Source organism: Natronospirillum operosum, from assembly GCF_004768465.1.
In the GTDB taxonomy this organism is placed as follows: Bacteria; Pseudomonadota; Gammaproteobacteria; order Pseudomonadales; family Natronospirillaceae; genus Natronospirillum; species Natronospirillum operosum.
Genome location: NZ_SRMF01000007.1, coordinates 1 through 11,579, shown reverse-complemented (window position 1 = coordinate 11,579; position 11,579 = coordinate 1). Strand labels below are relative to the sequence as shown.

General features: G+C 60.4%; 9 protein-coding genes. 7 read left to right on the top strand and 2 right to left on the bottom strand.

Annotated features, from left to right (window positions below; translation table 11 throughout):
- The gene (locus E4656_RS14675) at positions 1-1,956 is read right to left on the bottom strand and encodes a sigma-54-dependent Fis family transcriptional regulator (RefSeq protein WP_338090045.1); all 1,956 of its coding nucleotides are present in this window, start codon (positions 1,954-1,956) and stop codon (positions 1-3) included.
- Positions 1,957-2,327: 371 nt separating this feature from the next.
- Between E4656_RS14675 and E4656_RS14670 the strand changes: the two genes are divergently transcribed.
- The 6 genes from E4656_RS14670 to E4656_RS14645 all read left to right on the top strand — a co-directional run bounded on the left by E4656_RS14670 (position 2,328) and on the right by E4656_RS14645 (position 8,398).
- Positions 2,328-3,416: an ABC transporter ATP-binding protein gene (locus E4656_RS14670; protein WP_135484054.1), complete on the top strand. Its 1,089-nt coding sequence runs from the start codon at positions 2,328-2,330 to the stop codon at positions 3,414-3,416.
- Between the two features lie 2 nt (positions 3,417-3,418).
- On the top strand, positions 3,419-4,519 hold the full coding sequence (locus tag E4656_RS14665; RefSeq protein WP_135484053.1) for an ABC transporter ATP-binding protein: 1,101 nt from the start codon (positions 3,419-3,421) through the stop codon (positions 4,517-4,519).
- Positions 4,509-5,399, top strand: a complete 891-nt coding sequence (locus E4656_RS14660; protein ID WP_135484052.1) for a carbohydrate ABC transporter permease — start codon at positions 4,509-4,511, stop codon at positions 5,397-5,399. The genes E4656_RS14665 and E4656_RS14660 overlap by 11 nt, the downstream gene beginning before the upstream one ends.
- 1 nt (position 5,400) lies before the next feature.
- Positions 5,401-6,303: a carbohydrate ABC transporter permease gene (locus E4656_RS14655; RefSeq protein WP_135484051.1), complete on the top strand. Its 903-nt coding sequence runs from the start codon at positions 5,401-5,403 to the stop codon at positions 6,301-6,303.
- A gap of 16 nt (positions 6,304-6,319) precedes the next feature.
- Positions 6,320-6,592, top strand: a complete 273-nt coding sequence (locus tag E4656_RS14650) for a DUF2160 domain-containing protein (RefSeq protein WP_135484050.1) — start codon at positions 6,320-6,322, stop codon at positions 6,590-6,592.
- Between the two features lie 63 nt (positions 6,593-6,655).
- Entirely contained in the window at positions 6,656-8,398 is a 1,743-nt protein-coding gene (locus tag E4656_RS14645) for an ABC transporter substrate-binding protein (RefSeq protein WP_135484049.1), read from the top strand.
- 197 nt (positions 8,399-8,595) lie between these two features.
- Here the strand turns inward: E4656_RS14645 and E4656_RS14640 are convergent, their stop codons facing one another.
- Positions 8,596-10,116, bottom strand: coding sequence for a methyl-accepting chemotaxis protein (locus tag E4656_RS14640; protein ID WP_135484048.1), 1,521 nt, complete (start codon positions 10,114-10,116; stop codon positions 8,596-8,598).
- A gap of 152 nt (positions 10,117-10,268) precedes the next feature.
- On the opposite strand from E4656_RS14640, the gene E4656_RS14635 reads away from it, so the two are divergent.
- Complete coding sequence (locus tag E4656_RS14635; protein ID WP_135484047.1) at positions 10,269-11,501, top strand: iron-containing alcohol dehydrogenase; 1,233 nt, start codon at positions 10,269-10,271, stop codon at positions 11,499-11,501.
- The last annotated feature ends 78 nt before the right edge of the window (positions 11,502-11,579 follow it).

Sequence of the window (11,579 nt, the reverse complement as noted above, 5' to 3'; positions counted from 1 at the left end):
TCAGTCGCGCTGGCGCCGCACATACTTGTAGACCGTATTGCGGCTGACTCCGGCCAGGCGCGCGGTGCGGCTGACATTGCCGCCCGTCTGCGTGTAGAGATTGAGTATGGTAGTGGCCAGATCGTCTGTAGTGTCCACCGCCGGCGCAGCAGTCGGCGTTGCTGCCGACACCGGGCCGGCGGACCGGCGGGTCATGTCATCGTAGAAATCGGCCGGCAGGTCATCGGGCTGCAGCTGCTGGCCATCCGCCATCGCATGCGCAATCTTGAGCACATTCACCAGTTGTCGCATATTGCCCGGCCAGGGGTGCCGCAGCAACAGGTCGTGCACGGTCTGGCTCATGGGCAGAGGCTCGCCGGACTCGGCCTGCAGGCGTTCATAGACGTAGTGGATAAGACGGCCCTTGTCGGCCCGGTTGCGCAGCGCCGGCAACTCGATATTCAGCCCGGATATGCGGTAATACAGATCCTCACGAAACTGCCCCTGATCGACTTCCGCCTTCAGGTCCCGGTTGGTGGCCGAGACCAGACGAATGTCCACCGGGAAGGTTTCACTGGAGCCCAGCGGCACCACCACCCGTTCCTGCAGGACCCGCAGCAGACGCGCCTGCACATGCAGCGGCATCTCGCCGATCTCGTCGAGAAACAGGGTGCCTCCATGCGCTCGCCGTATCAGGCCGATGGAGCCCTTGGCACTGGCCCCGGTAAAGGCGCCCTTCTCGTAGCCGAACAGCTCCGACTCCACCAGTTCGGTCGGAATGGAAGCGCAGTTGACGGCCACCAGCGTGCTCCGCTTGCGGCTGCTGTGGTAGTGCAGCGAGCGCACCAGAATTTCCTTGCCGGCCCCGGTTTCACCGCGAATCAGGATGGGGATATCCTTCTCGATAATCTTGCGGGCCTGCGTCAGTATCAGTCGCACCTGCTTGTCACCATGCTCCAGGCGGTCGAACGGCACCACATCGGGCGGAATATCGGCCGCCCGGGCGCTGCTGCGATCCGGCTGCATGGTGGGCTGGGCGGCCACAGTCTGCTCCTGCACCCGAAAGTCGGGAATCTTCAGCGGCGGCGCCAGTGGCGGCTGCACCCGGACCCACATCCGATAGCGCTCGAATACGCGCAGAGTCAGCGGCACATTGGGCGGCTGCTGGCTGAGTTCCCGGAAACTGCAGCCAAAGATGTTCTCGATGTTCATCAGCGCCAGATCGTGCGCCAGCAGCACCCAGGCCCGACGATTGGCCGACACCACGATGCCCCGGTCATCCAGCACCAGCATGCCGGCCCAGTGACTGTCCAGACCGCTGATGTTGGTGCTGAAGGTCAGCACGTAGTGGTCCTGCTGAAAGGCCGCATAGATCAGCTGGTTCTCGACGCTGAGCGACATCAGCTTGACCATGCCCAGGGTGTGATCCTGCGGCAGATAGGCATCGGAGGAGATGTCGAGCACCCCGATCATTTCCTTCTGGGTGTCGTAGATCGGCGAGGCCGCACCCACCATGTAGCGGTTTGCGCGCAGAAAATGTTCATCCCGACTGACCTGAACCGGCTGACCCGTGGCCAGGGCGGTGCCAATGGCATTGGTGCCGACGCCCATTTCCTGCCACTGGTGACCGGGCACCAGGCCGTGATGACCACGCCCGCGAAAACGGCTGGCCCCCCAGGTGTTCAATACGTGGCCGGTATTGTCCGCCAGCACAATCAGGCAGGAGGAATTGGAGAGAATATTCTCGTAATAGGGCAGCACCTCGTTCTCTGTCGTATGCACCAGATTCTGGTGCCGATCGACCAGAGCCGAGACCTCGCCTTCCCGAATGTCGCCGAAATCCGGCTGGGTACCATGCGATAACCCATAGGATTCACACCGATACCAGGACTTCTCGATGATTTCCTGATGCGTTTCGGTTTCCGTCACGCTATTTTCGGTGTTTTCGGCCGGATTGTTGTTATTGTCCAGCGTCACTGTGCACTCTCCCCGGCGACTCTGCCCATTCCGCTTGCCGGGTTACAGGCCGCCCAGACAGCCTATTCTGGCCAACTGTTCACAGAAGTCAATTGCCGACAATGAGGCATGAACAGTCGCATGAACAGTGCCGTGAACACTTTTGACTGTTCAGAATGAACACCTTATGAACATATTCGCACATTCGTTTTTGTTCTAATTGTTCGCCTCCGTTTCACCCAAATACTCTTTTTATCCTTGCAAATCATACAGTTAACCTGATTTCGCTTCGAAAACCACAATGATGGCACCGAAATTGAATAGATACCGCAGCGCCGACTGTCATGAGTGGACAGCGGCGACCCATAAAAACTAGAACGCGAGTACACACAATGTCTCTGATTCTCGAAAATGTCAGCAAGTCTGTTGACGGCCAGGACTGGATTCGCGATATCGATCTGACGCTGGAGCCCGGCTCCTTCAATGTGCTGCTGGGGCGAACCCTGGCCGGCAAGACCACCCTGATGCGTCTGATGGCAGGTCTCGAGCGACCCAGTTCCGGGCGGGTGATCATGAATGGGGTCGATGTCACGGGCACGCCGGTACGCCAGCGCAACCTGTCCATGGTCTACCAGCAGTTCATCAATTATCCGGCCCTGACCGTCTACGAAAACATCGCTTCACCCCTGCGTCTGGCCAAGCTGCCGCGCAAGGTCATCGACGAACGGGTGCGTGAAACCGCCGCCATGTTGCATATCGAGCACCTGCTGCACCGTCATCCGCTGGAGCTGTCCGGTGGCCAGCAGCAGCGCACGGCCATGGCCCGGGCCCTGGTCAAGGATGCCGATCTGATCCTGTTCGACGAGCCTCTGGTCAACCTGGATTACAAGCTGCGCGAGGAATTCCGCGAGGAACTGCGCGAACTGTTCAGGACCAAGAACTGCATTGCGGTCTATGCCACCACCGAGCCCAATGAAGCACTGGCACTGGGCGGGCATACGGCGGTTCTGCATGAGGGCCGGCTGCTGCAGTACGGCCGCACACCCGAAGTCTATCACCGCCCCAACGACATCCTGACGGCGGAAATGTTCTCCGAGCCGCCCATCAATGTGGTACCTGGGCTGGTCACCGATACCGAAGTGACCTTTGATGAAACCGTGCATTTCAAACTCAATGCGGATCTGCGCAGCCTGGAGCCGGGGCGCTACAAGTTCGGCGTGCGTGCTTCCCATATCGGTCTGGTACCGCATGCCGATGACGATCTGGAGCTACCGGTCAATGTGGATCTGGCCGAAATCAGCGGTTCGGAAACCTTCCTGCATGTGCGCAACGATCACTTCCAGCTGGTGCTGCACCTGTCCGGGGTGCACGAGTACAGCGTTGATGAAGAGATCAAGATCTATTTCCCGACCCACAAGATCTATGCCTTCGACATGGCCGGGTCGGTCGTGCATGTGCCGTCACGTCTGGGAGGATTCTGAACATGGCCGAGATTCGTTTGCGCTCACTGGCGCACACCTACGAAAAAGACCCGCAGTCCCCGGAGGACTATGCCATTCGCGAAATGGAGCATGTCTGGCATCAGGGGGGGGCCTATGCCCTGCTCGGCCCGTCCGGCTGCGGCAAGTCCACCATGCTGAACATCATTTCGGGGCTGCTGGAGCCCTCGCACGGTGAGGTCATTTTCGACACCCGCATCGTGAACGAGCTGTCACCGCAGGAACGCAACATTGCGCAGGTTTTCCAGTTTCCGGTGATCTACGACACCATGACGGTATTCGACAACCTCGCCTTCCCGCTGCGCAACATCAAGACCCCGGAACACCTGGTCAAGCCCCGGGTGCACGAGGTGGCCGACATTCTGGAACTGACGCCGCTGCTCAAGCGCAAGGCCAAGAACCTGAGTGCCGACGAAAAGCAGAAGGTGTCCATGGGCCGCGGCCTGGTGCGGGATGATGTCTCCGCCATCCTGTTCGACGAGCCGCTGACGGTGATCGATCCCCAGCTCAAATGGAAGCTGCGGCGCAAGCTCAAGCAAATCCACGAGCAGTTCAACATCACCATGATCTATGTGACGCACGATCAACTGGAAGCGTCCACCTTCGCCGAGAAGATCGCCGTCATGTACGAGGGCCAGATCGTCCAGTTCGGCACCCCGCGCGAACTGTTCGAGAAACCGGCACACACCTTTGTCGGCTTCTTCATCGGCAGTCCGGGCATGAATTTCCTCGATATCGAGGTGACGGATCAGGGCCTGCGCTACGGCGACATCACCATTCCGGTCAGTGAAAAGCGTCTGGCCGCAGCCCGAGCTTCCAGTTCCGACAACATCCGCCTCGGCATTCGTCCGGAGTTCATCCATGTCTGGGATGACCGCAACAGTGAGGCCTTCGAGGTCAGGGTCAAGGACATGGAAGACCTCGGCACCTACCGCATCATGACCTTCTGGTTTGGTGATGCCCTGATGAAGGCCCGCCTGCACGAAGATCAGCGTATCCCGCAGAAAAAGGCCTATATCAGCTTTCCCGAGCAGTGGCTGAATGTCTACATCGACGAGTTCCGCGTGGAGGTGGATGATGAATAAAGTCGAAAACAACAAGGCCTGGTTCCTCGTCCTGCCCATGCTGGTGCTGGTGGCCTTCTCCGCCATCATTCCGCTGATGACCGTGGTCAACTATTCGGTACAGGATATTCTGGGCCGTTCGGCCTTCTTCGTCGGCTCCGAGTGGTTTGTCCAGACGCTGAACGACTCGCGTCTGCAAAGTGCGCTGATGCGCCAGTTCGCGTTCTCGTTCACGATTCTGGCCATTCAGGTACCGCTGGGTATCGCCATTGCGCTGCTGATGCCGAAGAAAGGCTGGCAGGCCTCTGCCGTGCTGATCCTGATCACCCTGCCCCTGCTGGTACCGTGGAACGTGGTGGGCAGCATGTGGCAGATATTTACCCGGGGTGATATCGGCCTGATGGGCTACGGTATCCGGCAGTTGGGTTACCCGTACAACATTACCCGCAATGCCACCGATGCCTGGGTCACCATCATCATCATGGATGTCTGGCACTGGACGCCGCTGATCGCGCTGCTCTGCTACAGCGGCCTGCGCGCCATTCCGGAAGCCTACTATCAGGCGGCGCGTATTGATCGGGCCTCCAAATGGGCGGTATTCCGCTATATCCAGTTGCCCAAGCTGACCAATGTACTGGTGATCGGGGTGCTGCTGCGCTTCATGCATTCGTTCATGATCTACGCCGAACCTTTTGTACTGACCGGCGGCGGGCCGGGCAGTTCGACCACCTTCCTGAGCCAGACCCTGGCCACCATGGCCATCGGCCAGCAGGACCTGGGGCCGTCCGCCGCGTTCTCGATCATCTATTTCCTGATCATTCTCGCCGTGAGCTATGTGTTCTACGTCACCATCATGAACATGCAGAAAGACAAAGCTGAAAACAATGCAGGGGGTGCCTGAGATGAGCCAGTCCACGATTACCAATACCCAGGCTCGGTCCGAGGCCCCCGAAGTTACCAGCAGCAGCGGCCTGACACGGGCCGTCAGCCGGCAGAAGGGCGAGTCCGTGGGGCGCAATCGGTTCCTGCTGTCGATCTACCTGCTGTTCACGCTGCTGCCGATCTACTGGCTGATCAACATGTCGCTGAAGTCCAACCGGGAGATCCTGAGCGTGTTCTCCCTGTGGCCACAGGCGCTGACATTCGACAGCTACATCAAGATCCTGACCGACCCGTCCTGGTACATGGGCTATGTGAACTCGCTGACCTATGTGGCCATGAACATGACCATCAGCATTCTGGTGGCGCTGCCCGCGGCCTATGCGTTCAGCCGCTTCAAGTTCATCGGCGACAAGCATCTGTTCTTCTGGCTGCTGACCAACCTGATGGCACCGCCGGCGGTCTTCCTGCTGCCCTACTTTCAGTTGTATTACACGGTCGGGCTGTTTGACACGCATATTGCCGTGGCTCTGGCGCACTGCCTGTTCAACATTCCGCTCGCGGTGTGGATTCTGGAAGGCTTCATGAGCAGTGTGCCGAAGGAGGTGGATGAAACCGCCTATATAGACGGCTACAGCTTCCCGGCCTTCTTTATCAAGATCTTCATACCGATGATCCGCTCGGGTATCGGCGTGACCCTGTTCTTCCTGTTCATGTTCTCCTGGGTCGAGCTGTTGCTGGCACGGACGCTGACCGCGACCAATGCCCAGCCTATCGGGGCCATCATGACCCGGACCTCCACCGCCTCGGGTGTGGACTGGTCCACTCTGGCCGCCGCCGGGGTGCTGACCATAGTGCCCGGCATTCTGGTGGTCTATTTCGTCCGCAACCATATCGCCAAGGGCTTTGCCCTGGGCCGTACCTGAACAGGAGGGCAGCACTATGCAATGGATGGTATGGACCTTACCGACCGCCATATTCTTCAGCACCATCGCCAGCATTCTGGCCGGCATGACGGTCTGGCAGTTGATCTCGCCCACGGTGGAGCGCAAGGGGTTTCTGCCCATTGCCACCACCCGCGGCGACCGGCTCTTTATTGGTCTGCTGACGTCGGCCTATATCCACCTGGCTATAGTCGGCTTCACAGACATCAGTCTTTGGTTTGCTCTGGGCATCTCCATCCTCTGGATGGTGATTCTGATGCGCTGGGGCTAAGTCCAAATGGAAAGGACTCACTGAACGTCAGGGATGACTATTCGTGCAAGCAACGAGGTAAACATGAAAAATAACAAGACACTGTGCCTGTCCGTGTTGGCGAGCAGCCTGATAATGGCCTCCGGCACTCTGACGGCCAGCTCCCATGACGCCCGTGCCATTGCTGAAAGACTGGTTGATGAAGTCTTCCAGAACTCCACGCTGTCCCGGGAAGAACAGATCGAGGAGTTGCTCTGGTTCGCTGAAGCCGCCGAACCGTTCCGCGGCATGGAAATCCGGACCGTGGCTGAAGGCCTGGCCGTTCACGAGTTCGAGCGTGACGTCATGGCACCTGCCTTCGAAGAGTTGACGGGTATTCGCGTTACCCACAACATCATTGGAGAAGGCGATCTGGTCGACACCATGCAAACCCAGATGCAGTCCGGTCGTAATATCTACGACGGCTACATCAACGACTCTGACGCCATTGGTACGCACATCCGTTATGGCACTACCATCAACCTGTCCGAAGCCATGGAGAACGAGTGGGCGGGCTTCACGCTGCCAACGCTCGATCTGGAAGACTTCATCGGCATTCAATATACCACCGGACCCGATGGCAGCATATACCAGCTGCCGTCACAGCAGTTCGCGAACCTGTACTGGTTCCGCTATGACTGGTTCACCGATCCGGATCTGATGGCCCAGTTCGAAGACATCTACGGCTATCCTCTGGGCGTGCCGACCAACTGGTCTGCCTATGAAGACATCGCCGAGTTCTTCACCGAACATGTGGGTGAGATGAATGGCGAGCGCATCTATGGCCACATGGATTACGGTCGTCGAGACCCGTCACTGGGCTGGCGCTTCCATGACTCCTGGCTCTCCATGGCCGGCATGGGCAGCCCGGGCATTCCGTTCGGCAACCCCGTCGACGACTGGGGTATTCGGGTCGATGAAGATGCCCGTCCGGTGGGTGCCAGCATCACGCGCGGCGGCGGTACCAATGCGCCTGCATCCGTGTACGCCATGACCAAGGCTGTCGACTGGCTGCATGATTATGCTCCGCCCGAGGCCGCCGGCATGACCTTCGGTGAAGCTGGCCCGGTACCGGCGCAGGGTTCCATTGCCCAGCAGATCTTCTGGTACACAGCGTTCACCGCCGACATGATCGAGGACGGCGTGGCCGTGGTTGACGAAGATGGCATGCCGCTGTGGCGCATGGCTCCCTCGCCGACTGGCCCCTACTGGGAAGAAGGCATGAAAGTCGGTTATCAGGACGTGGGTTCCTGGACCTTCTTCGATTCCACGCCGGAAGACCGTCGTACGGCAGCCTGGCTGTTTGGCCAGTTCACCGTGGCCAAGACCGGTTCACTGGAAAAGCTGATGCATGGTCTGACGCCGATCCGCGAGTCTGACATCTTCTCCGATCAGATGACCGAAATGGCACCGCGTCTGGGTGGCCTGGTCGAGTTCTACCGCAGCCCCAACGAGAGCTGGTGGACACCGACCGGTACCAATGTACCGGACTATCCGCGTATGGCACCGCTGTGGTGGCAGAACCTGGCTCCGGTCATGAGCCGCGAAGTCACGCCGCAGGAAGGCCTGGACAACCTGGCCAACGCCATGGATGACATCATGGGTCGTCTGGCCCGGGCTGATGTGTTCGAGTCCTATGCGCCACGTCTGAACGAGGAGCGGGATCCCGAGTACTGGCTGAGCCAGCCGGGTGCACCCAAGCCGCGTCTCGACAACGAGAAGCCACAGGGCGTGACCGTGCCCTACGATGAACTGATGGAAGAATGGATGGCTGCGGGCACCCGCTGATACATCCGACCCCGAACAGGTGCGGGCGGATGAATTCATCCGCCCCGCCTGAACCCGAATCGGATGGTCAGGTTATGCGTTTCTCTGACTGTCCGATGCTACAACCTGTGTTTGTAGTGTCCCGTTTGGCCGCCCCTCAACGGCGGCCTTTTTTCGTCCGGCCACTGGCTGCCCAACCGGATCATCCGCCAACCGCCTCAGACTTGGAAGCTGGCCACCAGGTTGCGCAGATCACGGGCCAGGCTCTCCAGTTGCTCACTGCCCTGTTCCGCCGCCGCCGAATCCCGGGCCGCCTGTTCGGCGATCTCGACAATGCGGGCCAGACTGCTGCTGATCTCGTTGGCCACACTGGTTTGCTCGGTCACCGCACTGGCAATCTGCGTATTCATGTCATTGATGCGGGTCACCGCCTCGGCAACCCCATCCAGCGATGCCTCGGCTTCACGTGCCTGCTCTACCGTGGTCACGCCACGTTCGCGGCTGCTGGTCATGGCCTGCACTGCGTTGCGGGCGCCGGTTTCCAGGCGTTCGATCATGGCGTGAATCTCTTCCGTGCTGCTCTGGGTGCGACTGGCCAGGGTGCGGACTTCATCGGCCACAACAGCAAAACCGCGTCCCTGCTCCCCGGCCCGCGCCGCCTCGATAGCAGCGTTGAGGGCCAGCAGATTGGTCTGCTCGGCAATACCCCGAATCACATCCAGTACCGTGGTAATGGCTTCGACATCTTCCTCCAGCGAGTTCACCACCCTGGCGTTCTGTTCGATATCATCGGCCAGCGCCACAATGGCTCCAATGGCGCTGTGCACGATCTGCTGTGCCCGCCGCCCCTGCTCGTCCGCTTCGCGTGCGGCGGCCGACGCCGCTTCGGAACTGCGGGCCACCTCTTCTGCCGTACGCGCCATTTCCTGCGTGGCTGCCGCCACCTGGTCCGTTTCCTGTTGCTGGCGCAGCGCACCCTCACGGGTGCGTCGAGTCGTCTCGGCCGAACTCGCTATGGCCTTGTCCATGTCCGCGACCGAGTCGATCACGCGGGACACCAGGCCTCTGATCTTGTCGATAAAGCGGTTGAAGTCGGTCGCCAGGCCGCCAACTTCATCCTGACGTCGTACCGCAATCTGCCGGGTCAGGTCACCATCACCGTCAGCGATCTCGGTCAGGGCCGCATTCAGGCTGCGTATGGGTCGGCTGACCAGCTGATTGAGCAGCCCGAACAGGGCGCCCAGCAGAATCAGTACCAGCAGAATGTTCTGCAGGGTTACCTGCAGCAGGGAATCCCGCAGCGCCTGCTGGACCGCCGAAGCATCCTGATAGATCAGCGCGCGGCCGACCAGAGCCTCCCCCCAGTGCAGCTCGACATCCCGGCCATTTCGGGCTTCATAGGCGGCAGGGTCGGCATCCACGATCTCTCCCTCGGCATCCGTCTCCATACCCACGATCAGGGCGCCCTGATCATCGAAAACGAAGATGGCGCTGATCACATCAGCCGCCACTTCCGAATCGACAATCAGCAGGGCCTGACTGGGCGAGAAGTTCCAGATCGCAGGCGGGATGCTCTGCTGCAGGCGAAATACCACGGCATCCACCTGCCGTTCAAGCTGGCCGGAGAGCGCGGTTTCATTCGTACGGTAGTTGTTCCAGGCGAACACCGTGAGCATGATGATGACTACGGCGCCCGTCACGGCGTTAAAGCGGAAACTTATTCGGTTCAATACAGACATAGCGGACCTCCACCGGCATTAAAAGACGGTGTTTGTGGTCCCGTGTGAGGCGCAATCGAATGCGGGCATCCGTTCGAGCCGGATGTCGATTATTATTATCCTGCTCTATGTTATAGCGGCAGGGCCAGAATGCAACTTGAGGAACAGTTTTCATGGCGATACCCAGACTTTTCAAATCCGACACCCCGGCCGCCGCTCTGACGGCCTTCGAGGTAGCCCGTCTGCCTGCCGTCAGTTTCGGGCCGGGCCGTATCGGTCAGTTGCCTGCCGAGATCCGGCGCTTCGGCCAGACGGCATTGCTGATTACCGGCGGCCGCTCCTTTGTCGAGTCAGAGCACTGGTCGCCGCTCACCGGGGCGCTGCAGGCGCAGGGCGTCGAATGGCACCATGAAACCATTCGGGGCGAGCCTTCTCCCGAGCGCGTGGACAGCATCGTGGACCACTACCGTGCGCAGTCGATCGACGTTGTAGTGGGCATCGGCGGTGGCAGCCCGCTGGATGCGGCCAAGGCCATTGCCGGCCTGTTGCGCACCGGAACCTCGGTCATGGACCACCTCGAAGGCGTCGGCCGCGGCCAGCCCTACACCGGCCCGGCCGTGCCCATGATCGCCGTGCCCACCACGGCCGGCACCGGCAGTGAAGCCACCAAAAATGCGGTATTGAGCCAGCCCGGCGCGAACGGCTTCAAGAAATCCTTCCGCGACGACCAACTGGTGCCGGCACTGGCCCTGCTGGACCCGGATCTGCTGGCCAGCTGCCCCAAAAGCCAGATCGCCGCCAATGGCATGGATGCCTTTACCCAATTGCTGGAGTCCTACGTCTCCGCCAACGCCAGCCCCTTCACCGATGCCCTGGCCTGGTCGGGCCTGCAATCATTCCGCGCCGGTTTCTGGCCGGCCTGGGAACCCGGCCACCCCGAGTCCGCCGCCGGTTACGGCCATATGCTGTATGCGGCCTGGCTGTCGGGCGTCACCCTGGCCCAGGCCGGCCTGGGCTCCGTGCACGGGCTGGCTTCACCTCTGGGTGCCTTCTTTCCCATTCCGCACGGCGTGGTCTGCGGCACCCTGGTCGCCGCAGCCAGCGCGGTCAATATCAGTGCACTGCAGGCCCGCGCCCCGGATTCACAGGCCCTGCCCCGCTACGCCGAAGTCGGCCGCCTGCTGACCGGCGATGCCAGCCTGACCGACCCCGCAGCCCTGACCGCACTGGTCGACACCCTGAACAGCTGGACCGAGCGCCTGCAGATACCGCGACTGAGCGCATATGGCGTCACCAGGGACGACTTCGCCCGCATCTGCGCCAACGCACGTGGGGGCAGCATGAAGACCAATCCGATTGTGGTGACTGATGAAGAGTTGGAGAGGGTGCTGGAGCGGAGGCTTTGACCGGTAGACGGTAGACGGTAGACGGTAGACGGTAGACGGTAGACGGTAGACGGTAGACGGTAGACGGTAGACGGTAGA

Bases quoted from the DNA above. Each gene is read 5' to 3' on its own strand.
- E4656_RS14650 (WP_135484050.1), top strand. From the start codon at position 6,320: ATGCAATGGATGGTATGGACCTTACCGACCGCCATATTCTTCAGCACC.
- E4656_RS14645 (WP_135484049.1), top strand. From the start codon at position 6,656: ATGAAAAATAACAAGACACTGTGCCTGTCCGTGTTGGCGAGCAGCCTG.
- E4656_RS14670 (WP_135484054.1), top strand. From the start codon at position 2,328: ATGTCTCTGATTCTCGAAAATGTCAGCAAGTCTGTTGACGGCCAGGAC.
- E4656_RS14665 (WP_135484053.1), top strand. From the start codon at position 3,419: ATGGCCGAGATTCGTTTGCGCTCACTGGCGCACACCTACGAAAAAGAC.
- E4656_RS14660 (WP_135484052.1), top strand. From the start codon at position 4,509: ATGATGAATAAAGTCGAAAACAACAAGGCCTGGTTCCTCGTCCTGCCC.
- E4656_RS14635 (WP_135484047.1), top strand. From the start codon at position 10,269: ATGGCGATACCCAGACTTTTCAAATCCGACACCCCGGCCGCCGCTCTG.
- E4656_RS14640 (WP_135484048.1), bottom strand. From the start codon at position 10,116: ATGTCTGTATTGAACCGAATAAGTTTCCGCTTTAACGCCGTGACGGGC.
- E4656_RS14655 (WP_135484051.1), top strand. From the start codon at position 5,401: ATGAGCCAGTCCACGATTACCAATACCCAGGCTCGGTCCGAGGCCCCC.